We start from the raw sequence: 25,513 nt of genomic DNA, 5'->3' as shown, positions 1-25,513 counted from the left end.
GTCACAGAAGCAGCGCGATAGCGCGCACCGCCGCCGCGCACAGGGCGACGAACCCGCCCAGCACGGCCAGTGCGCGCAGCCCTTCCCTGCGCAGATCCGGCAGATGAGCGCCGACCCGCTCGATCTCGCGTCCGGTGATGCCGCCACACAGCATCCCGAACACGACACCCGCGGCGGTGACCGGCGCGGGCTGCTGCCACCAGTCGGCATCGATCTGGCCGCCGCCGATCAGCCAGAGCGCGCCACCCGCCGCCACCGCGACGGGCACGCCCGGCCACACCACGGCGGTCGCGGTCGCACCGGTGAACGCGAACGGGAAGAGCACCACGCGCAGGGTCACCCTGACCCGGCGCGAGACCCGCTTCCTGACCATCCAGTGGCTCATCCAGAGCGTCCTGGTCAGCAGTACGAACGCGGCCGTGATCCCGATCGTCGCGATCGGCCAGATCACCGACGCCACCACACAGGGCACGGCCAGCACCGCGAGCAGCAACAGCGCGGCGTTGCCCGCGGGCAGCGTGGTGGAGCCCGACTCCGACCTGAGTCCGGTGTTGCGCGTGCCCGGCGTCCGGGGTTTCCCGGTCACGGCCTTCGTGCGGCTCCGTACGGGTGTGGCCTTGACGCCCTCGCCTGTGCGGAGCCGTGGCCCCGTGCCCTTTCCATCCGTACTCGTGCGGCCCCGGGGTGCGGGCACCTTCCCGTCCGCACCTGTACGACCGCGCGGCACCGGGACCTTCCCGTCCGGGTTCGTCCGTGTCCGCGGCGCGGGCACCTTCCCGTCGTCCACCGTCCGGCCGCGCGGTGGCTTGGCCTCCTCACCGGTCCGGCCACGCGGCTTGGCCTCCTCCGCCGTGCGGCTGCGGACTTTCGCCTCCTCCGCCGTGCGGCTGCGCGGCTTGGCCTCCTCACCGGCCCGGCCACGCACCGCGACGCCCTCCTCGGCCGCGGGCACGACGCGGGCGGCATCGGGCTCGGCGGGGCTGGTCGCCTTGGCCAGCCGTGACAGGCGGTCGGCGAGCAGCGCGGCCGTCGGGCGCTTGCCCGGCTCCCGGTTCAGCGCGGCCCGCACCAGCGACAGCAGCGCCACCGGCACGCCCTTGAGGTCGGCCTGCCCGTTGAGCACCGCGTACATCTGCGCCTCGGCCGTCCCTCGCCCGAAAGTCGGCCGCCCGGTCGCCGCGAACGCCACCGTCGCCGCCCACGCGTGAATGTCGGCGGGCGAGTCGACGTGCTCGTCGGCGAAGATCTCGGGCGCGGTGTAGCCGGGTGTGCCGAGGAAGGTGCCGGTCAGGGTGAGGCGGGTGGCGTCCACCACCTGCGCGATGCCGAAGTCGATGAGGACCGGGCCCTCGGCGCCCATGATGATGTTCGCGGGCTTGAGGTCGCGGTGCACCACGCCGGCCGCGTGGATGATCGCGAGCGCAGTGGCGATGCCCTGCGCCAGCTCCACCAGCTGCGCCATGTTGAGCGGGCCGCTGTGGCGCACCATGTCGAGCAGCGTGGCGCCCTCGATGTTCTCCATGACGAGGTACGGCCGTTCGCACGAGAGATCGGCGTCCACCACCTTGGCCACGTACGGGCTCTCGACCCGGCGCAGCGCCCGGACCTCGCGTTCGAGCCTGACCCGCATGGAGCTGTCTTCCGCCAGGTCGTGCAGGACCTTGAGGGCGACCCGCTCGCCCCGGCGGGAGCTGGCGAGATAGACCTCGCCCATGCCGCCCCGACCAAGCCTCTCAAGCAGGGTGTACGGCCCGACCTTGCCGAGCTTGGTCACCGTCCCTCCCCGCCCGGCGCGCCCATAAGGGACAACACCCTAGCGCTGGGACGCCTGATAGCGCGTGCGGCGCGCCGAAGCTTTATCGGCGGGATTGCTCGGACAACATACTGTCGAGCTCCGTCGTGGGCCCCGCCGACAGGACGATCTCCATGTGGACCAGTCAACCGAGCTCCTCCGCTGACCGGTCACGCCGACACGCCACCGCTGCCCAACCCCGTCAGGCGCCTGACCTTGGGATGACCGTGCCTGCTGATGTACGCAGATGCCCTTCGCCGGTATAGACCCATTTGGTGGACGTCAGCTCGGGCAGGCCCATCGGCCCGCGTGCGTGCAGCTTCTGGGTGGAGATGCCGATCTCCGCGCCGAAGCCGAACTCGCCACCGTCGGTGAACCGGGTGGAGGCGTTGACCGCGACGGCCGCCGAGTCGACCCGCGAGACGAACTTGCGCGCCGCCTGCTGCGACCGGGTGACGATGGCGTCGGTGTGGCCCGAGCCGTAGCGCCTGATGTGGGCGACGGCCTCCTCCAGCGAGCCGACGACGGCGGCGGCGATGTCGAGCGAGAGGTATTCGGCGAGGAAGTCGTCCTCGGTGGCCGCCTCCACCTCGCCGTAGGCGGCGATCCGGTCGTCGCCGTGCACGGTCACGCCCGCGTCCTTGAGCGCCTGGAGCGCCCGGGGCACGAACGCGTCGGCCACCCCGGCGTGGACCAGGAACGTCTCGGCCGCGTTGCACACCGACGGCCGCTGCGCCTTGGCGTTGACCAGGATGTCGACGGCCAGGTCCAGATCGGCGTCGGCGTCGATGTAGACGTGGCAGTTGCCCACGCCGGTCTCGATCACCGGGACCGTCGACTCCTCGACCACCGAGTTGATCAGCGACGCGCCGCCGCGCGGGATCAGCACGTCGACCAGGCCGCGGGCCCGCATCAGCTCCTTGACGGAGTCGCGCGTCAGGCCCGGCACCAGCTGTACCGCCCCAGAAGGCACCTCGGTGCTCTCCAGCGCGTCCTGCATCACCCGCACCAGCACGGTGTTGGAGGAGTAGGCGCTGGAGGAGCCCCTGAGCAGGGCCGCGTTGCCGCTCTTGAGGCAGAGCGCGGCGGCATCGACGGTGACGTTGGGGCGGCCCTCATAGATGATGCCGATCACACCCAGCGGCACCCTGAGCTGGCGCAGCTCCAGGCCGTTGGGCAGCGTGCTGCCCCGGATCACCTCGCCGACGGGGTCGGGCAGGTCGGCCACCTGGCGTACGGCCTCGGCGATGGCCTCGATCCTGGGCCCGTCGAGGCGCAGCCGGTCGATCATGGCCTCCGGCGTGCCCTGCTCCCGCGCCTGCGCGACGTCCTTGGCGTTGGCCTCGACGATCTCGGCGGTGTGGGCGACGAGGGCGTCGGCGACCGCGCGCAACGCCCGGTCCTTGGGCGCCCGCGGCAGCGGGGCCAGCTCGGCGGCGGCCTCTCGCGCCGCGCGGGCGACCTTCAGGAACTCCTCGGACATCACACGCTCCTCTGCCGACGGCCGGCGAACCGGCTGCCTGCCTAGTTGTGGCTTCCGGTCTCCGGCCGCCTCGTTGCGGGCTTTCGGTGACCGGTGGCCTGGTTGCTTCGGTGACCGGTGGCCTGGTTGCTTCCGGAGACCGGTCGTCTGGTTACTTTCGGTGACCGGTGGCCTGGTTGTGGGCTGCCGGTTTCCGGTTGTCTAGTTGTGGGCTTCCAGTATGACGATGTCGTCGCGGTGGATCAGCTCGCGCTCGTATTCGGGACCGAGCTCGTTGCCCAGGTCTCGCGTCGAGCGGCCGAGCAGTCCGGGGATCTCCCCCGCGTCGAAGTTGACCAGCCCCCGCGCCACCACCCCGCCGCGCGGCCCGCACAGGTCCACCGGGTCGCCGGCCGCGAAGTCGCCCTCCACCGAGGTGACCCCGGCGGGCAGCAGCGACTTGCGCCTGGCCACGATGGCCTCGACCGCGCCGTCGTCGAGCAGCAGCCGCCCGCGTCCAGTGGTCGCGTGGGCGAGCCAGAGCAACCGGGTGCCGGGGTGACGGCCGCCCGGGTGGAAATAGGTCCCGACATCGGCCCCGGCCAGCGCCTGGGCGGCGTGCGCGGCCGCGGTCAGCACGACCGGCACGCCGGCGCCGGTGGCGATCCTGGCGGCCTGCACCTTGGTGACCATGCCGCCGGTGCCGACCGCCGCGCCGTTCTTGCCGAGCTCGACGCCGACCAGGTCCTCGGGGCCGCGGATCTCGGCCAGCCGCCGGGACCCGCTGCGGCTCGGCGGCCCGTCGTAGAGGGCGTCGACGTCGGAGAGCAGGACCAGCGCGTCGCTGTGGATGAGATGGGCGACCAGAGCCGCCAGCCGGTCGTTGTCGCCGAAGCGGATCTCGTCGGTGGCGACGGTGTCGTTCTCGTTGACGATCGGCACGATGCCGAGCTCCAGCAGCCGGTTGAGAGTGCGCTGGGCGTTGGCGTGGTGGGCGCGGCGCATCATGTCGTCGGCCGTCAGCAGCACCTGCCCGACGCGCAGGCCGTAGCGGGCGAAAGAGGAGGTGTAGCGGGCGACGAGCACGCCCTGGCCGACGGAGGCGGCGGCCTGCTGGGTGGCGAGGTCGCGGGGGCGCACGGTCAGCCCCAGCGGGCCCAGGCCCGCCGCGATCGCTCCCGAGGAGACCAGGACCAGCTGGGTCCCGGCGCGGCGGCGGGCGGCAAGCACATCGACCAGGGCATCGACCCGGTCGACGTCGATCATGCCTTGGGGGGTGGTGAGCGACGAAGAGCCGACCTTGACGACGACCTTCGACGCTGAGCTGATCTGTTCCCGGCTGACCTGTTCCCGGCTGACCTGTTCCCGCACGTTCGAAGCCTATCGGAGACCGGCGACCCGACCTCCCCGGCCGATGCTCCCGCCGTCGGCAACCGGCCGAGAGCCGGGATGCCGCCGGGGCCAGACCACCGGGGACGGGAAGCCAGAGGGCGGGCCGGGGCGACCTAGGACCGAAAGCCGGGGGCCGCCCAGGAGCGAAGCCGGGGGTCGAGCGCCGCTAGAACCGGTTGTCGGTGCCGCGCGGCCCCTGTCGTACGGACTCGGCGTTGAGCGTGGGCTGCCAGTCGAAGACGTAGCCACCCTCCATCGGCCCGATGACGACCTCCGCACCCGCGGTGGCACCGGCCTTGACCAGCTGATCCTCGATGCCGAGCCGCTCCAGCCGGTCGGCCAGGTAACCGACGGCCTCGTCGTTGCTGAAGTCGGTCTGCCTGATCCAGCGCTCCGGCTTCTCGCCGGTGACCTGGAAGAGGTTGTCGTTGACCCGGCGGACGCTGAACCCGGCCTCGCCGAGTTGCTTGGGCCTGAGCACCAGCCGCGTGGGCTCCTCGACGGGCTTGGCGGCCCTGGCCGCGGCCACCCATTCGCCCATCGCGAACGTCAGCTCCCGCAGCCCGTCATGGGTGGCGGCCGAGATGGTGAAGACCCGCAGCCCGCGCTCCTCGAACTCGCCCTTGACCAGATCGGCCAGCTCACGGGCGTCCGGCACGTCGGCCTTGTTCAGCACGACCATGCGGGGCCGATCCTCGAGCTTGCCGTAGGCCTCGAGCTCGGCCTCGATCACCTCGTAGTCGCTGATCGGGTCGCGTCCCGGCTCCATGGTGGCGCAGTCGATGACGTGGATGAGCATGTCGCACCGCTCGACGTGGCGCAGGAACTCGTGCCCGAGCCCCTTGCCCTGCGACGCCCCGGGGATCAGCCCCGGCACGTCGGCGACGGTGAAGATGGTCTCGCCCGCGGTCACCACGCCCAGGTTGGGGATCAGGGTGGTGAACGGGTAGTCGGCGATCTTCGGCCGGGCCGCGGACAGGGCCGCGATCAGCGACGACTTCCCGGCGCTGGGGAAGCCGACGAGCGCCACGTCGGCGACGCTCTTGAGCTCCAGCATGACGTCGAGCGCGTCCCCCGGCTCCCCGAGCAGCGCGAACCCGGGCGCCTTGCGCTTGGTGCTGGCCAGCGCCGCGTTGCCGAGCCCGCCGAAACCGCCTTCGGCGATCACGTAGCGGGTGCCGACGCCCACCAGGTCGATGAGCACCTCACCGGTGGCGGCGTTCTTGACGACCGTCCCGTTGGGCACCGGAAGGATGACGTCCCCGCCATTGGCCCCGTCGCGGTTGGACCCCTGGCCCTGCTTGCCGTTGTCGGCCTTGCGATGCGGCCGGTGGTGGTATTCGAGCAGTGTGGCGGTGTTGGGGCTCACCTCAAGGATCACCGCGCCGCCGCGCCCGCCGTTGCCGCCGTCGGGCCCGCCGAGCGGCTTGAACTTCTCCCGGTGCACGGACGCGCAGCCGTTGCCGCCGTCACCCGCCTTGAGGTGCAGCACCACTTGGTCCACAAAGTCAGCCATCCCGGCCCCTCCTCCTAGGCCGATCAAGGCCCGTCACATAACCCAGTCCATGGACCGGGGCCAAGAATGCGCACGTCACGGCGCGCGACCACGTCCACCGGAGGAGCGTGCCCTTGGACGGGCCCCGGCCCCGCACGGCGGGTGGGGCCCACCGCGCTGAGCCGTACACCAAAAAGTCGTGAAAAACGCACTCAGGGACGGATCGAGAACCCGATCCGCCCCTGAGCAGGAAACTCTGAGAATCTACTCCGCCACCGGAACGATGCTCACCGCGCGGCGACCGCGCTTGAGACCGAACTGCACGTGGCCGGCGGCCAGCGCGAACAGCGTGTCGTCGCCGCCGCGGCCGACGTTGTCGCCGGGGTGGAAGTGGGTGCCACGCTGCCGGACGATGATCTCGCCCGCGTTGACCAGCTGGCCGCCGAAGCGCTTGACGCCCAGGCGCTGGGCGTTGGAGTCACGGCCGTTCCGGGTGGACGACGCGCCCTTCTTGTGTGCCATCTCTCTAACTCCCCGATCAGGCCTGGTCGATACCGGTGATCTTCACCTGGGTGTACCGCTGACGGTGACCCTGGCGCTTCTTGTAACCGGTCTTGTTCTTGTACTTCAGGATGCGGATCTTCGGCCCCTTGGTCTCACCGAGGATCTCGGCGCTCACCAGGAACTTGCCCGCCTCCGTGGTCACATCGCCGTCGTTGACGACGAGGACCGTCGGCAGCGAAACCGAAGTGCCGACCTCGCCGGCGACCTTGTCCACCTCGAGGACGTCACCGACGGAGACCTTCTGCTGCCTGCCGCCGCAACGAACGATCGCGTACACCGCGGAACCCTTCTACTGACTTCTGAATGCTGCGCCCGGCATTCGGTGCTGTCTGGAACCGACGAACCGAGTAGGCGCGCGAACAGGGCGCGCCGCTGGACGCACCGATTCTCAAGAGTACCGGATTAACGGTGCCCTGGTCGAACCGGACGGATCGTCGGGGCAGTCCGCCGAGGAGCGCTCCCTTGCGGGAGCGCCTGGCTACTCGGCTGACTTGGCTCGGCGAGAGCGTCGCCGCCCTCTGCCGGAAGTCTGGCCCGCCTGGTCGTCCTCAGCCGGGACGTCTTCAAGCGCATCGGTCACGGTATCACGGCTACCGGAGTCCTTGGCCGCGGACACCTTGTCCGAGACCGCCTTCTCGATGGCCATCTTGCCCTGAGTGCCGCGTGGCTCCGGCTTGGACTCGACCGGCTCGGTGGAGACGATCAGACCACGCCCGTTGCAGCAGTCACACGGCGTGGAGAAGGCCTCCAGGAGGCCCTGACCGACCCGCTTACGCGTCATCTGGACCAGACCCAGCGAGGTGACCTCAGCCACCTGGTGCTTGGTCCTGTCGCGCGCCAGGCATTCGAGCAGCCGCCGCAGCACCAGGTCGCGGTTGGACTCCAGCACCATGTCGATGAAGTCGATCACGATGATGCCGCCGATGTCGCGGAGCCTGAGCTGGCGGACGATCTCCTCGGCCGCCTCCAGGTTGTTGCGGGTGACGGTCTCTTCGAGGTTGCCGCCCTGCCCGGTGAACTTGCCGGTGTTGACGTCGACGACGCTCATCGCCTCGGTACGGTCGATCACCAGCGAGCCGCCGCTGGGCAGCCAGACCTTCCGCTCCATCGCCTTGCCGAGCTGCTCGTCGATCCGGTAGGACTCGAACACGTCGCCCTGCTCGGTGTCCCACTTGGACAGGCGCTCGCCGAGGTGCGGCGCGACATACTTGACGTATTCCTCGACCGTCTCCCACGCCTCCTCGCCCTGCACGACCAGCGAGGTGAAGTCCTCGTTGAAGACGTCGCGGACCACGCGGACGGTCAGGTCCGGCTCGGCCGAGAGCAGCTCGGGCGGGCTGGCCGACTTGGCCTTCTTCTGGATGTTCTCCCACTGCGCCGACAGGCGGGCCACGTCGCGGGCCAGCTCGTCCTCGGAAGCGCCCTCCGCGGCCGTGCGCACGATCACGCCGGCGTTCTCGGGCATGACCTTCTTCAGGATGCTCTTGAGCCGCGTGCGCTCCTTGTCGGGCAGCTTGCGGCTGATGCCGGTCATCGAGCCGTCGGGCACGTACACGAGGTAGCGGCCCGGCAGGCTGATCTGTGAGGTCAGGCGGGCGCCCTTGTGGCCGATCGGGTCCTTGGTGACCTGCACCAGCACCGACTGGCCGGACTTCAGCGCCGCCTCGATGCGCTTGGGCTGACCTTCCAGGCCCGCGGTGTCGAAGTTGACCTCACCGGCGTACAGGACGGCGTTGCGGCCCTTGCCGATGTCGACGAAGGCCGCCTCCATCGACGGAAGTACGTTCTGGACCTTGCCGAGGTAGACGTTGCCGACGTAGGACTGGCTGGCCTCGCGGTTGACGTAGTGCTCGACGAGCACGCCGTCCTCCAGCACCGCGATCTGGGTGCGGTCGCCCTGGCGGCGCACCACCATCATCCGGTCGACCGACTCGCGCCGAGCCAGGAACTCCGACTCGGTGATGATCGGCGGACGCCGGCGGCCCAGCTCACGGCCCTCCCGACGGCGCTGCTTCTTGGCCTCGAGCCTGGTGGAGCCGCGCACGCTCGTGACGCCGTCGGCGGAGATGTCATGCCCGGCGGCGCGGCCCGTGCGGGGCGCGCGGATGCGTACGACGGTGTTGGGCGGGTCGTCCCCGGCCGGCTCGGCGCCGTCATCGGCACCACGGCGCCTGCGGCGGCGACGACGGCGGGAACTGGACGCCTCTTCTTCCTGAGGCTCCTCGCCCTGTTCGTCGTCGGACTCGTCGGACTCGTCGTCGGCGTCGTCACGCTCGCGCGCCTTGCCACGGCCCCTGCCGCCACGACGGCGGCGGCGACGGCGGCTGCCGCCCTCTTCCTCCGTCTCGTCGACGGTGTCGGCCTCCTCGTCGGTGACCGTCTCCGCGGCCTCCTCGGGCTCCGGGGCCGCCTGTTCGGGCTGCGGTTGCGGCTGCGGCTCGGGGCGCCGGGTCGCGGCGGGCTTGGCCTGGGTCGGGTCCGGGGCCTGGAACAGCGGCGCGAAGATGGCGGCGGGGCGCTGGAACGCGGTCCCCTGCTGGCTCTGCGCCCGCGCGGACAGGCCGAACGGGTCGGCGAGCAGGCTCGGCCGGTCGACCTCGTCGAGGTCCTCCCCGGCGGGCTCGTCGTCCAGCGGCTCGTCCTCGGGCAGGAGCTCGGTGACGTCCTCTTCGGCGTCGGCGCTGCCGAGCCGCTCGGCGGCCACCTCACCGACGCCCGCCGCGACCTCGGCGGAGCGTCCCGGAGCCGTCTCGACGCTCTCAGCGGCCGCCTCAGGCTCTGTCTTCTTGCGGGTGCGGCGACGCTTGGCCGGAGCGGCCTCGACCGCCTGCTCGCCCCCCTCAGCCGCTTCCAGGGTGCTCACGGCCTCACCGCCGGTGCCGGTCACGCTCTCGGGGACCCCACCGCTGGTGTCCTGCGCGCTCTCCGTCGCCTCGTCCGCGGCCTTCTTGCTGGTACGGCGGCGCGTCGTCGTGGCCGTCGACCGCGTCCTCGCCGCCCTCTTGGGCTTCTCCTCAGTGACGGTGTCGGCGGCCTGCGCCACAGCGTCATCCATGGCCTGCGCCACAGCGGCCTCGACCGGGCTCGCCGACTCGACCGGGCTCGCGGGCTCGGCCATAGCGGCCGCGACCGTGGTCGTGGGCGCCGGCTCCTCTGGCAGCTCGGGCGGCGGTCCCGCCGGCCGGCTCGCGGCACGGCGACGCTTTGTCACCTTGGACTGTTCAGTTGTCTCCCCGCCGGGGCCGTTGGCCCCGCCGTTGGGCTCGTTCTCGAGCATGCGGGCGCTCTCCCGTCAGCTCCCGGGCGCGTCGCCGCGCCGCGCAGGAGCTCTCGTGTCTCGTTGTCCGCCCGCACCCCCAAAAGGGGGCGCGGGCGCCAAGTCCTGTCAGCGGTCGTACCCCGCTCACGCAAGGCACGTCCTTAACCGTCGACCTGCTCACCCGCCGAAACCGCCTCGCCGCCGCGCGTAGTGTCGCGGTCCAGGCCGAGCGGATCGGCAAGCGCACCGGTGCTGGCGTCGAGCGGCCCCTGCGCCAGCCTGGTCACCTCGGGGGGAACCGGCGGCGCGAAGTCGGCCACAAGGCGCAGCCCTGTGAGCACATCGTCGGGTCGTACGGCAGGAATCACGTGCCGAACAACCATGCGCAGTATGACACACGACTGTCCTGGCACCTGAGCTGCGGTTCTGTCTGCTCCCTCGGGCACCTCGAGCCTCAACACCGCCTCCCGGGCGTCGAAGCGTCGGGGCCCCTTCTTGGTGAGGCGTTCGACCTCCACGGTCTCGGCGGCGAGGAATTTCGCCACCGCCGTCTCCGCGAGCTCCCAGTCGGCGCCGGGCAACCGCACATCCCACTCAGATGCCTCCAAGCGGTCGGCCAGCCCACCAACGGTGGCCTCCACGACGTCGAGCACGTCGAGACCGGGCGGCAGAGAGCCGTCCAGGTCGGCACGGATCCGTCCGGGTTCGCACGGTTTCGTGACGCCGATCTCGAGGTATTCGGCCTCGCTGGCGACGCCGGTCGGCGCCGCGCCCGCATAGGAGATCTTCGGATGGGGTGAGAAGCCCGCACTGAAGGCCACCGGAATGCCGGCACGGCGGACCGCTCTCTCGACGGCCCGCGAAATGTCGCGGTGGCTGGTGAAGCGCAGACGTCCGCGCTTGGCGTAGCGCACACGCAGGCGCTGCACCGTAGGCGCGGGCGGAGGCCCATCGGGAACAGGTTTCAGAGCTGGTCGTCCTTCCCGTGTAAGTGTTTCCTTCGTCTCAGGATATGCCGCTCCGGAGACTCAACGTCCCAGATCATGTACGGCGAGGTACGGGCCGCGCACTCAGCGCGGCTAGACCACCGTGAGAGGAAGAAGTTTCTTACCCGTCGGGCCGATCTGGATCTCCGTCCCCATGGTCGGGCAGACGCCGCAGTCGTAGCACGGAGTCCAGCGGCAGTCCTCGACCTCGGTCCCGGACACGGCCTCCTGCCAGTCCTGCCAGAGCCATTCGCGGTCGAGCCCGGCGTCGAGGTGGTCCCAGGGCAGAACCTCGTTCTCCTCGCGCTCGCGCACGGTATACCAGTCGACGTCGACGCCGGCCTTCTCGGCCGCGGCCATCCAGCGCTCGTAGGAGAAGTGCTCGCTCCACCCGTCGAAGCGCCCGCCGTCCTCCCAGACGGCCCGGATCACCGCGCCGACCCGGCGGTCACCGCGCGACAGCAGGCCCTCCACGATCGACGGCTTGCCGTCGTGGTAGCGGAAGCCGATGGCCCGGCCGTAGTTCTTGTCGCCACGCAGCGAGTCACGCAGCGCCTTGAGCCGCCGGTCGACGGTCTCGTGGTCGGCCTGGCTCGCCCACTGGAACGGCGTGTGCGGCTTGGGTACGAATCCGCCGATGGAGACCGTACAGCGGATGTCGCGCGAGCCGGTGATCTCGCGGCCCGCCTTGATGACCTTCTTGGCCAGGTCGGCGATGCCGAGCACGTCCTCGTCGGTCTCGGTGGGCAGCCCGCACATGAAGTAGAGCTTCACCTGCCGCCAGCCCTGGGAGTAGGCGGTGGTGACGGTGCGGATCAGGTCTTCCTCGGTGACCATCTTGTTGATCACCCTGCGCATGCGCTCGGACCCGCCCTCCGGGGCGAAGGTCAGGCCGGAGCGCCGGCCGTTGCGGGAGAACTCGTTGGCCAGGTCGATGTTGAACGCGTCGACGCGGGTCGAGGGCAGCGACAGCGAGGTGTTGGTGCCCTCGTAGCGGTCGGCCAGGCCCTTGGCCACCTCGCCGATCTCGGAATGGTCTGCGGACGACAGCGACAGCAGACCGACCTCGTTGAAGCCGGACTCCTTGATGCCGTTCTCGACCATGGCGCCGATCGTCGTGAGCGACCGCTCGCGGACCGGCCGGGTGATCATCCCCGCCTGGCAGAAGCGGCAACCACGCGTGCAGCCGCGGAAGATCTCCACGCTGAACCGCTCGTGCACGGTCTCGGCGAGCGGGACCAGCGGCTTCTTCGGATAAGGCCACTCGTCGAGGTCCATGACCGTGTGCTTGTGCACCCGCCAGGGCACGTCGGGCCTGTTGGGCGCGACCCGCGTGATGCGGCCGTCGGGGTGGTAGTCGACGTCGTAGAACTTCGGCACGTAGACGCCGCCGGACTCGGCCAGCCGCATGAGCAGCTCGTCGCGCCCGCCGGGGCTGCCCTCGCCCTTCCACTCGCGGATGACCTCGGAGATGGCGATCGCGATCTGCTCGCCGTCGCCGAGCACGGCGGCGTCGAGGAAGTCGGCGATCGGCTCCGGGTTGAAGGCCGCGTGACCGCCCGCCAGCACGATCGGGTCGTCGTCGCCACGCTCGACGGCCAGCAGCGGAATGCCGGCCAGGTCGAGCGCGGTCAGCATGTTGGTGTAGCCGAGCTCCGTGGAGAACGACAGGCCCAGCACGTCGAAGGCGCGCACCGGCCGATGGGCGTCCACGGTGAACTGCGGGATGCCCTCCGCGCGCATGAGCGCCTCAAGGTCGGGCCAGACGGCGTAGGTCCGCTCGGCCAGCGTGGCGGGCAGCTCGTTGAGGATCTCGTAGAGGATCGCGACGCCCTGGTTGGGCAGCCCGACCTCATAGGCGTCCGGATACATCAGCGCCCACCGCACGTCGGTGGAGTCCCAGTCCTTCACGGTCGAGTTGAGCTCACCCCCGACATACTGGATGGGCTTCTGCACCTTGGGCAGCAGCGCTTCCAGGCGGGGAAAAATCGACTCGACAGTCATGGCACCAAGACTAGCGGCGCTCAGACCGTGGCAGGTCCCGGGATGTCGATGTCGTTGCCGCTGAGGACGATCAGCTTGTGTCCCTCATAGCAGGTCAGCTCGATGGCGATGACCCCGCTGGCGAGGTTGTGCACGGCGGTGATGTGGCTGGCGGGCAGGAGGAAGCGCTCCTCGCACTCGTCGCAGTAGGCCAAGAACATACTGTCAATTAAACGACTGTTCGCGGATCCGGATCGACTGTAGAAGCCCAATCGAGATGAGATTGGCGAACGTGGCCGTGCCGCCGTACGAGACGAACGGCAGCGGCAGCCCGGTGATCGGCATGATGCCGATGGTCATGCCGATGTTGACGAACGTCTGGAACGCCAGCCAGCACACGATCGTCCCGGCCACGAGCGTGCCGAACCTGTCCTCGCACAGCCGGGCGATCCTCAGCCCGCGCACCAGCACCACGCCGAGCAGCAGCACCACGGTGAGCGAGCCGAGGAACCCGAACTCCTCCCCCGCGACCGTGAAGATGAAGTCGGTGTGCTGCTCGGGCACGAACCGGCCGGTCGTCTGACCGCCGTCGAAGAGCCCCTTGCCGAACAACTGCCCCGAGCCGATGGCGATCAGCGACTGCGTGCTGTTGTAGCCGACACCGCGCGGGTCGACGCGCGGATCGAGAAAGGCGGTGAACCGCGCGACCTGGTACGGCTCCAGCATCCCGAACGCGAACACGCAGAACACCCCGACCCCGGCGATCAGCGACAGCAGGATGATCCACCTCTTGCGCACTCCCGCGATCACCAGCCCGGCGGCCGTGATCACGGCCAGCACGAGCGTGGTGCCGAGGTCGGGCTGCAACATCACCAGCCCCATCGTCAGCAGCGCGGCGAACAGCGCCAGCCAGACGTCGAGCCCGCGCGGCCGATCACTGCCCTCGCCGGGCTGGGCCAGCAGCATCGCGATGATGAGCAGCAGGCCGAGCTTGGCGAACTCCGACGGCTGCACGGCGAAGCCGCCGCCCAGCAGGATCCACGAGTGCGAGCCGTTGATCGTCGCGCCCAGCGGTGTGATCACCAGTCCCAGGCCGACCAGCGAGAGCAGGAACGCCAGGGGCGCGTACGCCCGCATCGCCCGATGGTCGATGACGGTCACGGCCGCGCAGAGCAGCGTCCCGATGGCGAGGTTGAGCATGTGCTTCTTGACCAGCCCCGTGGAGCCGGGCGCCCACGTGCGGGTCGACGACCAGACCAGCAGCGTGCCGATCACGCAGAGCGCGGCCACCGCGACCAGCATCACCCCGTCGAGCCGCCACATGGCCGACTGCGCGCCCACCGCCCGCCGGGCGAACGAGCGCCGCCCGCCCATCAGCGTGCGGTCCATCATCCTCCCGCCTCCGTGCTGCCCTCCTTCTTGGCGCCCTTGCCCTTGCCGTCCTCCCGTGGACCGTCCGCCCGTGGACCGTCCTCCCCTGTGCTGCCCGCCACGGTGCCACCCGTCCCCGCGTCACCTGTCTCCGCGCCGCGTTTCCCCGCGCCGCCCGTACCCGCGCCGCGTTTGTCCGCGCCGCTCTTCCCCGCCCCGTCTGCCCCCGCCTCGTCTGTCGCGGGGCCGCTCGTGCCCGCGCCGCCCGCCACCGCGTCGTCGGTCGTCTTACCATCGGCCACCGTGCCGTCGGCCGAGATCTTCGGCAGCTTGGACACCGGCCGGCCGGCGGGCAGCGCGGGCTTGTTCTTCGCGAAGCCGAAGATGCCCTCGTAGATCTCGCGTGCGGCGGGCGCGGCGGTGGAGGCGCCCATCCCGCCCTGCGAGACCATGACGACCACGACGAAGTGCGGGTCATTCGCCGGTGCGAAAGAGGCGAACCAGGAGGTGTCCTCCTTGCCCCACACCTCCGCGGTGCCGGTCTTTCCGCCGATCCGCACCTTGTCCATTGGGAACCCGGCGAACGCCCCCGCCGCGGTGCCGTCGGAGGGCACGTCGCTGAGCGCGTCCTTGATGTAGAGGCGCTCCTTCTTCGACAGCGGCAGCTTGCCGACCACCGGTACGTCGACCCGCCTGACCAGCGCGCCGTCGGGCCGTACCGTGGCCCAGCCGATGCGCGGGCTGCGCAGCTTCCCGTCGCTCACCAGCGCCGCGTACGCCCTGGCCAGCTGGAGCGGCGTCACCAGCACGTCGCCCTGGCCGATCGAGAAGTTGGCCGAGTCACCCGCCCGCAACAGGAAGCCTTCGAGGCAGTTCTCGTTGGCCAGCCGCTTGAGGAACTCCGCCCGCGACTTGTCGGCCACCTCCGGGTAGCCGCTCTTGGCGCGCCGGCAACTGGTGCCACTCGTCTGGGCCCACATGTTCTTCTTCCAGGTGCGATCCGGGATGCGCCCGGCCGACTCGCCCGGCAGGTCGATCCCCGTCGGCTTGCCGAACCCGAACGCCTTGGCGGTGTTGGCGAACACCTCCTTCGGCGCCTTCTTCGGATTGAGCCCGCCGTCCTTCAGCCACTGGTCGTAGCCCGCCCGGTAGAAGATCGTGTCGCATGACTTGACCAGGGCGGTGTGCAGGTTCATGGAGCCGAGGCCGATGCCGTGGAAGTTGTGGAAGGCGCGGTCGCCGACCATGACCGCTCCCGGGCAGTCGTACGTGCCGTTCAGCGGATAGCCCGCCCGCAGCATCGACGTCACCGACGACACCTTGAACGTCGAACCGGGCGCGAACATCCCGTTCAGCGCCCGCGACACCAGCGGCTTGCCCGTGGCGTCCGACAGCAGCCGCTGGTAGCCGCGGTCAGAGATCCCGCCCGCCCAGACGGCCGGGTCGTAGCCGGGCATGCTGGCCAGCGCGATCACCCGGCCGGTGTCCGGTTCGAGCACGACCGCCGCGGCGCCGTCCGCCTTGGGGGCGTTCTTCATCGCGTGCTGCAACGCCTGCTCGGCCAGGTCCTGCACGCGGGCGTCGATGCTGGTGACCAGGTTGTCGCCGCTGACGGGCGCCACCTGCTCCTCCACCCCGATGGCCTTGCCCATCCGGTCGACCTGCACCCGCCGCAGCCCGGCCTTGCCGCGCAGCTCATCGTCGTAGATGTACTCCAGGCCGTCGCGCCCGACCAGGTCGACGCCGGAGAAGGCGGCCTTCAGCCCTTCGCGCTTGGCCAACTCGGCCTCGGTGACCGGCTGCAGGTAGCCGAGCATCTGCGCGCCGGCCTTGCCTCCGGGGTACTGCCTGACGGACTGGATCTCGGCGGAGACGCCGGGAAACTCCTCCTGCCGCTCCAGGATCTGCAGCGCCTGGCGGGTGTCGGCCCGCTCCTCCACCGGAATCGGCTGGTACGGCGAGCCGGTCCAGCAGGGCTTGGTCACCCCGGGCCCGCACGGCGTGATGCGCTTCTGCAACTGCTTGACCGGCTGGCCCAGCACCTCGCTGAGCTTGCGCAGCACCGGAACCCCCTGCTCGGGCATCCTGATCAGCCCGGTCCGGTCGACCGAGACGACCAGCGAGGTCTGGTTGCGCACCAGCGGCCGCCCGGAGGAGTCGAGTATCTGCCCGCGCACGGCCGGCACGATCACCGACCGCGTCCTGGTCTCCGTGGCCCTGGTGACCAGCTCCTGCCCCCGCACCACCTGCACCTGCCAGAGCCGCAGGCTGAGCACCGCCAGCACACCCATCACGATCACCTGCAGCACGACCAGCCGGGTCCGCATCCTGATCATTGCGGGAACCTCGGGTGCGGCCTTTCCCGGGTGACCAGCCAGATCGCCAGCGGCGAGAGGATCAACGTGTAGACGACGGTCACCGGCACCTGCTCGGTCAGCGTCGAGAGCGTCACCCGCGGATCGGCGATCAGCCCGCCGAGCGCCGCCGACACCAGCGGCGCCATCAGCACACACAGGACGACGGTGGTGGCCGGACCGCCGACGCCCCGCCCGGCCACATAGCCGACCAGCGCGAACACGAACGCGTACTGGCCCACCAGATGCGCCGTGGGCGGCACGATGTCGACCAGTAGCCCCGCGCAGAACCCGATGATCGCCCCCGCCGCCGGCCCGCGCAGCAGCGCCATCGCCACCACGACGAGCAGCACCACGTCGGGCGCTCCCCCGGCCGGCAGCGGCAGCCGGTTGATGAGCATGACCTGCAACAACACCGCCGCCAGCACGCACAGCCCAACGATCATCGCGGCTCCTCCTTGGGTGGTAGCACGGCGTCTCTCGGATCCTTCGCCGGCGCCCCCACCACCACGCCGACCACGTCGAGCGCGGTCAGATCCGCGTACGGCCTGGCGTAGGCGATGCGGGTCAGCTCGCCCGGCGTCGCCTCCACCCGCTCGATCACCCCGATCGGCACCCCGGCGACGTACGGCGCGCCGCGCTGGGAGCCGAAGCTGACGATGCGACTCCCACGAGTGATCGCCGCCGTCGAGTCCAGCAGCCGGAACCGCACAAGCCGCCCGTTCTCCCCCACCCCGTGCACGACGCCGATCTCCTGACCGCCTTCGAGCCGGGCGCCGGCGGCCGAGCCCGGGTCGCTGATCAGTACCACGGTCGAGCTGTCGGTGGACGCCTGGATGACCCGGCCGACCAGCCCTTCACCATTGAGCACGGTCATCTCGGGGCGTACGCCGTCGGCGGTGCCGACGTCGATCTCGATGGCGTCCTCGAAGCCGGGCTGGCCGCGCCTGGCGACCACGTTCGCCGTCACGATCTTGTAGCCGCCGAGCCCCGCCACACCGAGCAACCGCTTCAGTTCGGCGGCGCGCGCGGCGTCGAGCCGGCCCGCGGCCAGACCGGCCCGCAGCCTGACGTTCTCCGCCTTGACCCGGTCGAGCTCGGCCTGGGCGGTGGGGGCGTTGACGATGGCGTGGAAGAAGCCGCCGACCGGGCGGACCACGGAGCCGCCGACCTGCTCGACCGTGCCGAAGAACCACGAACCGGCTGTGCGCAGCGGCCACAGCGGCGAGGCCGCGCCGGCGCGGTGGTCGACGGTCAGGATGACCAGCGCCACCGTGAGCAGCGTTCCGAGGATCAGCCGGGCGTGGCGGGAGTCTCTCATCAGCGACGTGACTCCGGTACGAGCACCTGGTGCAGTGCCTCGAACTCCTCGACGCACTTGCCCGAGCCGAGCGCCACCGAGTCGAGAGGGTTCTCGACGAGGTGGACGGGCATGCCGGTCTCGGTCTTGATGCGTTCGTCCATGCCCTTGAGCAGCGCGCCCCCTCCGGTGAGCGCGATGCCGCGGTCCATCAGGTCGCCGGACAGCTCGGGCGGGCACTTGTCGAGCGTGACCTTGACGGCGTCGACGATGGTGTTGACCGACTCCTCCGTCGCCCTGCGGATCTCATCGCCGGACACCACGACCGTCTTCGGCAGGCCGCTGACCAGGTCACGGCCGCGGATCTCGGCGTGCAGGTCCTCACCAATGGGACATGCCGAACCGATGGCCATCTTGATCTCCTCCGCGGTGCGCTCGCCGAGCATGATCGAGAACTCCTTCTTCGCGAAGGTGATCACCGCTTGGTCGAGCTCGTCACCGCCGACCCTGATGGACTGGCTGGTCACCACACCGCCCATGGAGATGATGGCCACCTCGGTGGTGCCGCCGCCGATGTCGACGACCATGTTGCCCGTCGGCTCGTGCACCGGCAGCCCCGCGCCGATCGCCGCGGCCATCGGCTCTTCGACGATGTAGACCTTGCGGGCCCCGGCCTGGTATCCGGCCTCCTTCACCGCCCGCTGCTCCACCCCGGTGATGCCGCTGGGCACGGCGATGATGATGCGCGGCTTGGCGAAGTGCCGCCTCTTGTGCACCCGCTGGATGAAATAGCGCAGCATCCGCTCGGTGACATCGAAATCAGCAATCACACCGTCTTTGAGCGGCCGGACGGCGACGATGTTGCCCGGCGTCCGGCCGATCATGCGTTTGGCCTCGATGCCGACCGCGACGATCTTCCCGGTGGCAGTGTTGATCGCGACGACCGACGGCTCATTGAGCACGATGCCCCGGCCGCGCACGTAGACCAGCGTGTTGGCGGTGCCGAGGTCGACCGCCATATCACGGCCGAGAAACGCGAGCTTGCTGCCCATGGGGAACGGAGCCTTCCGTAACGTCGTTCGCGAATGACTACGGATCGAATTCGAATCGTAACGTGACGTTACCCACCAGGGCGCGCAATGAGCCCCCTGTGCCCCACAAATTCTTCAGCCCATCCGGAAGCCCCGATGTCGCCGCAGGCGAAGGACAACATTGGGCCTCCGTCTTGCACCGTTTTGACCCACCCGCCGTCGGCGGCCGATCATCGGACGCCTGGGGATCTAACTCCTCTGTACCGTGGCCGGCCCAATCCACGGAAGACGGCCCACAGCGCGCACGTCACGGTGCCCGGCCACCTCCACCGGAGGAGCGTGCCCCTGGACGGGCGCCGGCCCCGTGCGGCGGGTGGGGTGCACCGGGCTTGCCGTACAAGATCGCAAAAAGCCCGTCATATCCCCGCCGCACGCTGGCACGCACGGCCTGGTGGACCGGCAAAAATTGCGCAAAAAAAGCGCCCGCCATCATGGCGGGCGCTCGGCACCTCAAAGACGTCAGAGAAAGCGGAGACGTCAGAGAGAGCAGGAGAAGCGGGAAAGACTAGAACCGGTCCGGGAAGAAGATCTTGATCTCCCGCGCGGCCGACTCGGGCGAGTCGGAGCCGTGGACGATGTTCTCGCCGATCTCCAGCGCGTGGTCGCCGCGGATCGTGCCGGGCGCCGACTTGACCGGGTCCGTGAGCCCCGCCAGCGCGCGGAACGCCTCGACGGCGCGCGGCCCCTCCAGCACCAGCGCGACCAGCGGCCCCGAGGTGATGAACTCGACGAGCTCGCCGAAGAACGGGCGCTCGGAGTGCTCGGCGTAGTGGGCCTTGGCGGTGTCGACGTCGAGAGTGCGCAGGTCCATCGCAGCGACCTTCAGGCCCTTGCGCTCCACGCGGGCGATCACGTCACCGATGAGGCCACGCTTCACCCCGTCGGGCTTGATCAGGACAAGAGTGCGCTCGGACACTTGAGGTTCTCCTTCGAACAGGGTGTGGTTCGGGGCTGCGGCCACATGCACCGGCTTGGCTCCACGGGGGATCGGCCCGGGGGCGCAGGCCCTCGCGTCGAGGTGGCTGCGGCTCAGCTTACCGCCCACGACGGCTCCCGTTTCCCCGCGTCCGAGCCCATCAACGCCGCACACACCGGCACGGCTCGCGCCAGCCACACCTGTACACGACTCGCTCGGCGACACACCATCGACCAACGGCCTGGGAGGTGGCCCTCCACGGAACCACTCCTACGGCCGGTCCCACAGGGTGGTCATACAGGCTAGCCCTACGCGGGCCCAACGGACCGGGTCCGGCGGGCCAGCCTCGGGCGGTGGTCCTATGGGCCGCTGCCACGGACCAGTCCTACAGACCAGCTCCACGCGAGGCCCTTACGAACCGGTGCTGCGGACCGGCCCTACGCGAGGCCCTACGGGCAGGTGCCTATGCGGGGTCCTCATGGGCCGATGCCTCGGGGCCGGTCCGCCGGGCCAGCCCTACGCAGTGGTCCTAATGGGTCAGTGCTACGGATGGGTCGGTGCTACGGATGGGTCGGTGCTACGGATGGGTCGGTGCTATGGAGCGGTGTCCTCGGGCGATTGAGCCTGAGGCGGGACAGGTGGGACAGGACCAGTCGCCTCACCCACCCCCTCCACGCTCGCGACATTTCGGTCAGCCGTGCCGGAGGAGTCGGGCGACACGGGGAGGCGTGGTATCGCCCCGGCAGGCCGATCCTCTGCCCCGGCTGCCGGCTGGGCAGGCACCTCCACAGCGTCCACCGCCATGGGCGACCCGCGGCGCTCAGACCGGCGGCTCCGCACCGTAGGGACCGCCGCCTCAGCGGCTGAGCCTTCCCCCGCCACCTCCGCGACCACGTCCGCACCCGTGGAAGCCCCCGAAGAGGCCGAAGAGGCCGAATGACCGTCTGCATCCGGCGAAGACACCGAAGAGGGCGAAGGCGCCGAATCACCGCCTGTCGGCTCGGCCGCTTCATCTGCCTCATCTGCCTCATCTGCTTCATCGGCCGGAGCCGCGCGCCGCGAGAGCAGCTCCGCCAGGACGATGACCGCCACCACCAGGAACCCGCCGATCAGCGACCACAGATGCAACGTGCCCACGAACCGGTCCACCAGCTGCTGCGCCACCGTGACCCCGCGCAGCATCGACAACTGCACCCCGGTAGCCAGCAGGTAGCCGGCCAGCACGCCGGGAAAACAGAGCGCCAGGCCGAACAGCGCCGCCCCGATGCCCGACTGACTGAGCGCGGACGTGAGCGCCACCGCCGCGCCCGCCGCCAGCAGAGTGAACGGGATCACCAACACGAGCCCATCGGCGGCCGGCACCAGGACGCGCACCGAGCACAGACCGACCACCATCGCCAGCAGCCCCATCGGCGCGAGCCACCGCGCGCCGGCGAACATCCGCACCGCGATGGCGGAGGCCAGCCCCAGCACACCCGCCACCACGAACGGGATCCACAGCCCGGTCATGCCCGGACCGCCGAGGCCACGCATCTCCACGTAGGTGATCTGGGCCAGGCTCGGGAGCAGCACGATGCCGACCGCGACCATGACGTATGCCAGTGTGCGGCCCTCACGGCTGCCGAAGGAGGCCATCACGAGCAGCGCGACGACCGCCAGCACGGCCAGCAGGATGACCAGGCCGGGCCCCCACTCCTCACTCGCGGTGCTGATGGCCACCACCGAGATGCCCACCGCGGGGACGCTCGCGAGCAGCAAGCGGCTGCGTTCGGCGGCCCGTGGCGAGGGCATCGACGGCTGGCCCTGCAGCAGCCAGACGACGAAGTAGACCGCTGCCAGCGCGAGCGCGATGCCCGTCAGCAGCGGGTACGGCTGGAGCGTGATCTTCCAGTCGCTCACCCGGTCGAGCGGCCACAAGGCGAGCGCCTGGGCGGCGAGCAGGCTGAACGCGAGCATGCCGGTCCAGATCGCCCGCAATGCCATGGAACGCTCCCAGGCCGCGACCAGCGTGGCCGGGATGAGCAGGCCCGCGCCGATCCCGTGCAGCACGCGCAGCGTCGCCACCAGGAACGTCGAGCCCGCGAACCCGCCCGCGACGTCGGCCAGCGCGAGCACCGTGAGCCCGCCAAGCAGCATGTGGGGGACCTTGACGTGGCGCAGCGCCACCGCGGCGAGCGGCACCGTGAGGATCATCGCCGGGAGCGCCAGCCCGTGCGCGCGCATCAGCGCGAGCTTGTCGAAGCCCTCGGGCAGCAGACCCGAGACCACGGACACGGTGTTGGGGATCGCGAGCATCGCCAGTGGCAACGCGACGATGATGAGCAGCCCGAGCACCGAGTCGAGCAACCATGGGAACCTGACGCGTGCGGTGGGTCCCGCGCTGTGTGCGTTCGGGGACCGCTGGATCGGGGGGACGGCCATGTTCGCCGACTTTAGCGGGAAGTCACGCCCTCGACACGGCGAGCGACGAATATCGCGGTAATCCATAGCGCCGCGAAGATCACCCCTAGGAAGAACATCGTCGGCACGAGGAACCCCGTGCCTATGGCCAGGACCTGCAGGATAGTGCCTGCGACGTACGCGAAGGGCCGCTTGAGCAGCCCGGCGACGATCACGCACAGCACCGCCAGCCCGATACCGACAGTGACCGCCACCGCCGTCTGAACGCCGCTGTTGATCGCCACCGGCGTAATCAGCGCGGCGACGATGGCCTCCATGCCGAGGACGCTGGCGCCGAGCCGGCGCATGCCCGGGGTGACCTGGAAGTTCATCACACACTCCCCGCCTTGAGCAGGTGACGCGCGTCTCCGGCCGTCACGACCGAGCCGGTGATGAGCACACCCGTGCCGCTGAACTCACCCTGGGCGTCGGCGATGCCGATGCCCATGTCGATGGCCTCGTCGAGGCGTTCGACGACCCGCACCCTGTCCTCTCCGAACAGCGGTATGGCCACCTCAGCCAGCTCGGCGGGCGACATCGACCGAGGCGAGGAGTTACGCGTGACCACGATCTCGTCGAGAATCGGCTCCAGCAGGTCGAGCAGGGTAGCCACATCCTTGTCGCGCATCACCGCGACGACGCCCACGACCTTGGCGAAGTCGAACGCCTCCTGCATGCCCTCAAGAGACGCCTGCATGCCGCCGGGGTTGTGGGCCGCGTCGACGACGACCGTGGGATTGCGGCGCAGGATCTCCAGCCGGCCCGGTGAGGACGCCCCCGCGAACGCCTGGCGTACGAGCTCCACGTCGAGCGGATCGTCACCCCCCGTCAGAGCCTCCACAGCGGCCAGTGCGCAGGCGGCGTTGCTCGCCTGGTGCTCGCCATAGAGAGGCAGGTAGACCTCCTCGTAGACGCCCTTGAGGCCCCGCAGGGTGAGCAGCTGTCCGCCCATCGCCACCTCGCGGGCGAGCACACCGAACTCGAGCCCTTCGCGAGCGACCACCGCGCCGACGTCGACGGCCCGGCGCATCAGCACCTCGGCGGCCTCGAGCGGCTGCTGGGCGAGTATGGCCGTGGCACCGGGCTTGATGATGCCCGCCTTCTCCCCTGCGATGCTCGGAATGTCGGGCCCGAGCCGGTCGGTATGGTCGAGCGAGATCGGGGTGACGACGGCGACGGTGCCGTCCGCGACGTTCGTCGCGTCCCAGGAGCCGCCCATGCCGGCCTCGACGACCGCCACGTCCACCGGAGTGTCGGCGAACGCGGCGAAGGCCATGGCCGTGAGCAACTCGAAGAACTGGATCCGCCGCCCCTGCGTGTCGGCGAGCTCAACGTAAGGGGCGATCTCCTCATATACCTGGGCGAACCGCTCCTCGCTCAGCGACTCGCCGTCAACGGTGATGCGCTCGCGCACCGAGACGAGATGCGGGCTCGTGAACCGGCCCACGCGCAGATTGCGCTCCTTGAGCAGCGCCTCGGTCAAGCGTGCCGTGCTCGTCTTACCGTTCGTGCCCGCTATATGTACGACAGGGTACGCCTGCTGCGGCGAGCCGAGCAGGTCCATGAGAGCCGCGATCCGGTCCAGCGTCGGCTCGAAGTCCCACTCGACGCCTCGCTCCATGATCGCGCGTTCAACCGCACGAAAGTCCACCCCTCAACCCTACTGACCATACGGAGCGCTCTCCCACGCCACCGCCCGATGATCAGCGGTTTCGGTGCGTGGCTTTGCCGACAATGGGCTGGCAGCTCGCGGTACGCGACCCGCACGGCCGACGGCTTGTGTCGTCAGTGCCCGCCGACTGCCGAACGGTCACCCCCGTGACCCTCCATGGCCGACTGTCGGATGCTCGCCCCGCGTGGTACTCCATCATTACCTTCCTCAATTGCCCGTCGATCTGAATCTGTGTGCCGCGAACCGGAGGGCAGGGTCGCGGGCATTTCCTCCACAACATCCCTCCACACGCTCGAAAAGATTGCAGAGGACAAGGGAAACCACGATGACGAGACCATGGATTACCGGTCTCAGACGTCAGCCGCAAATCCTGGCGGCCCACCTGAGGTTCGCCATGCCGAACCGACACGGGGAAGGCGGTCGTCCATTAACCACACCGCGCGGCTCCGGCTCGCGCCATCCTCGGTCCAAGCCGCTTGAGGTCTCGCCGAACTCGCCTGAGGTGTGGGAGCTCATCCGAGGGCTGCCCCGTTGCCGGCAAGCACCTCTCGCCCCCGACAAGCGCCTCCGCAAGACCCGGGAACGCAAAAGCAGCCCCGCGCCAAACTGTCCCGTCCCCTCCCGCCGTCCCCTCCCGCCGTCCCCTCCCGCCGTCGCCGTCCCTCCGTCGCCGTCCCTCCGGCAGGCCGCCTCCAGGCCGCCTCGTGCGGGACGAACTCTCCAGGCCCGAGAACAGCGCGAGGCCCGGAAACGGCGCCTGACCTCATAACGCAAAGATGAGCCCCCACCCCAAGCCATCCCCCACCTGCCTCCGCCGTCCCTCCAGTAGGCCGCCTCATGCGGGCCGCCGCGGTCTCTCCAGTAGGCCGCCTCCAGGCCGCGCCTCGTGCGCGCCGAGCCCTCCAGGCCCCCGAGAACGGCGCGAGGCCCGGGAACAGCAATGCCCGGGAACGGCGTCTGACCCCTAACGCAGAAAAGGGGGCCACGCGTCCAAGACGTGAAGCCCATCGCCGTGAACGAGCCTTGGCGTGCTGCCCGCCCGTAAGGCCTTAACGGGCCCAGCGCGCCACTGCCCTCGGTGGCGTCCCATCCCGTGGTGGATCAACGATCTCGTTGTGTGTCTCCAACGTGGGCGAACAGGGCTGAGCAGGTGAGAAACTCCACCGCTCCGCGGGACATCATCCTGCCCTTCCGCACGCCCGACCCCCCGAAACGACCCGAAACGACCCGAAACGCAAAAGAAGGGCCCACGCGCGCAACGCGGAAGGCCCCACAACGCAGAGAAGAGCCCCACACGCGGAAAAGGGCCCCACGCGCGCCACGCGCAGGGCCCCGAAACGCGAAAAGGGCCCCACGCGTCATGCGTGGAGCCCTTTCTGCAACCAAAGATTGTCCGGCGGTGACCTACTCTCCCACACCCTCCCGAGTGCAGTACCA

19 protein-coding genes are annotated in these 25,513 nt (G+C 70.0%); all 19 read right to left on the bottom strand.

From position 1 onward, the window contains the following. Position 1: 1 nt before the first annotated feature. The gene (locus ACIBO2_RS35275; RefSeq protein WP_397302597.1) at positions 2-1,774 is read right to left on the bottom strand and encodes a protein kinase; all 1,773 of its coding nucleotides are present in this window, start codon (positions 1,772-1,774) and stop codon (positions 2-4) included. A gap of 220 nt (positions 1,775-1,994) precedes the next feature. Further along, positions 1,995-3,275: a glutamate-5-semialdehyde dehydrogenase gene (locus tag ACIBO2_RS35270; protein ID WP_397302594.1), complete on the bottom strand. Its 1,281-nt coding sequence runs from the start codon at positions 3,273-3,275 to the stop codon at positions 1,995-1,997. Between the two features lie 201 nt (positions 3,276-3,476). Beyond that, on the bottom strand, positions 3,477-4,625 hold the full coding sequence (gene proB, locus ACIBO2_RS35265) for a glutamate 5-kinase (RefSeq protein ID WP_397302591.1): 1,149 nt from the start codon (positions 4,623-4,625) through the stop codon (positions 3,477-3,479). A gap of 187 nt (positions 4,626-4,812) precedes the next feature. Then, entirely contained in the window at positions 4,813-6,162 is a 1,350-nt protein-coding gene (gene obgE / locus ACIBO2_RS35260) for a GTPase ObgE (RefSeq protein ID WP_358557324.1), read from the bottom strand. Between the two features lie 243 nt (positions 6,163-6,405). Continuing rightward, a complete protein-coding gene (gene rpmA / locus ACIBO2_RS35255) occupies positions 6,406-6,663 on the bottom strand; it encodes a 50S ribosomal protein L27 (protein WP_090773491.1) in 258 nt (85 codons plus the stop codon). Positions 6,664-6,679: 16 nt separating this feature from the next. After that, positions 6,680-6,982, bottom strand: coding sequence for a 50S ribosomal protein L21 (gene rplU / locus ACIBO2_RS35250; RefSeq protein WP_357939795.1), 303 nt, complete (start codon positions 6,980-6,982; stop codon positions 6,680-6,682). 201 nt (positions 6,983-7,183) lie between these two features. After that, positions 7,184-9,982: an Rne/Rng family ribonuclease gene (locus ACIBO2_RS35245; protein ID WP_397302588.1), complete on the bottom strand. Its 2,799-nt coding sequence runs from the start codon at positions 9,980-9,982 to the stop codon at positions 7,184-7,186. 143 nt (positions 9,983-10,125) lie between these two features. Then, positions 10,126-10,878 carry a TIGR03936 family radical SAM-associated protein gene (locus ACIBO2_RS35240; protein WP_358557328.1) on the bottom strand — a complete coding sequence of 251 codons (753 nt, stop codon included), beginning with the start codon at positions 10,876-10,878 and terminating at the stop codon, positions 10,126-10,128. Positions 10,879-11,043: 165 nt separating this feature from the next. Further along, entirely contained in the window at positions 11,044-12,954 is a 1,911-nt protein-coding gene (locus ACIBO2_RS35235; RefSeq protein WP_358557330.1) for a TIGR03960 family B12-binding radical SAM protein, read from the bottom strand. Positions 12,955-12,974: 20 nt separating this feature from the next. Beyond that, entirely contained in the window at positions 12,975-13,154 is a 180-nt protein-coding gene (locus tag ACIBO2_RS35230) for a hypothetical protein (protein WP_357648066.1), read from the bottom strand. Between the two features lie 4 nt (positions 13,155-13,158). After that, on the bottom strand, positions 13,159-14,325 hold the full coding sequence (gene rodA, locus ACIBO2_RS35225; protein ID WP_358557333.1) for a rod shape-determining protein RodA: 1,167 nt from the start codon (positions 14,323-14,325) through the stop codon (positions 13,159-13,161). Continuing rightward, a complete protein-coding gene (gene mrdA, locus ACIBO2_RS35220; RefSeq protein ID WP_358557336.1) occupies positions 14,322-16,640 on the bottom strand; it encodes a penicillin-binding protein 2 in 2,319 nt (772 codons plus the stop codon). Before mrdA ends, rodA begins: the two co-directional genes overlap by 4 nt. After that, positions 16,637-17,104, bottom strand: coding sequence for a rod shape-determining protein MreD (gene mreD / locus ACIBO2_RS35215; RefSeq protein ID WP_357939781.1), 468 nt, complete (start codon positions 17,102-17,104; stop codon positions 16,637-16,639). The genes mrdA and mreD overlap by 4 nt, the downstream gene beginning before the upstream one ends. Then, a complete protein-coding gene (mreC, locus tag ACIBO2_RS35210; RefSeq protein ID WP_358557339.1) occupies positions 17,101-17,979 on the bottom strand; it encodes a rod shape-determining protein MreC in 879 nt (292 codons plus the stop codon). The genes mreD and mreC overlap by 4 nt, the downstream gene beginning before the upstream one ends. Then, the gene (locus ACIBO2_RS35205) at positions 17,979-19,010 is read right to left on the bottom strand and encodes a rod shape-determining protein (RefSeq protein ID WP_357939777.1); all 1,032 of its coding nucleotides are present in this window, start codon (positions 19,008-19,010) and stop codon (positions 17,979-17,981) included. Before ACIBO2_RS35205 ends, mreC begins: the two co-directional genes overlap by 1 nt. 544 nt (positions 19,011-19,554) lie before the next feature. Beyond that, positions 19,555-19,965: a nucleoside-diphosphate kinase gene (ndk, locus tag ACIBO2_RS35200; RefSeq protein WP_214642928.1), complete on the bottom strand. Its 411-nt coding sequence runs from the start codon at positions 19,963-19,965 to the stop codon at positions 19,555-19,557. Between the two features lie 594 nt (positions 19,966-20,559). Further along, on the bottom strand, positions 20,560-22,386 hold the full coding sequence (locus ACIBO2_RS35195) for a hypothetical protein (RefSeq protein WP_358557342.1): 1,827 nt from the start codon (positions 22,384-22,386) through the stop codon (positions 20,560-20,562). 11 nt (positions 22,387-22,397) lie between these two features. Beyond that, positions 22,398-22,736, bottom strand: coding sequence for a DUF4233 domain-containing protein (locus tag ACIBO2_RS35190; RefSeq protein WP_357648052.1), 339 nt, complete (start codon positions 22,734-22,736; stop codon positions 22,398-22,400). Then, complete coding sequence (locus tag ACIBO2_RS35185) at positions 22,736-24,025, bottom strand: bifunctional folylpolyglutamate synthase/dihydrofolate synthase (RefSeq protein WP_397303242.1); 1,290 nt, start codon at positions 24,023-24,025, stop codon at positions 22,736-22,738. The genes ACIBO2_RS35190 and ACIBO2_RS35185 overlap by 1 nt, the downstream gene beginning before the upstream one ends. Between the last annotated feature and the right edge of the window lie 1,488 nt (positions 24,026-25,513).

Origin of the sequence: Nonomuraea sp. NPDC050022, from assembly GCF_044460705.1 — a bacterium.
Taxonomy (GTDB): Bacteria; Actinomycetota; Actinomycetes; order Streptosporangiales; family Streptosporangiaceae; genus Nonomuraea.
Note: the sequence above shows the minus strand (reverse complement) of the source record. Positions and strands in the feature narration are given on the sequence as shown.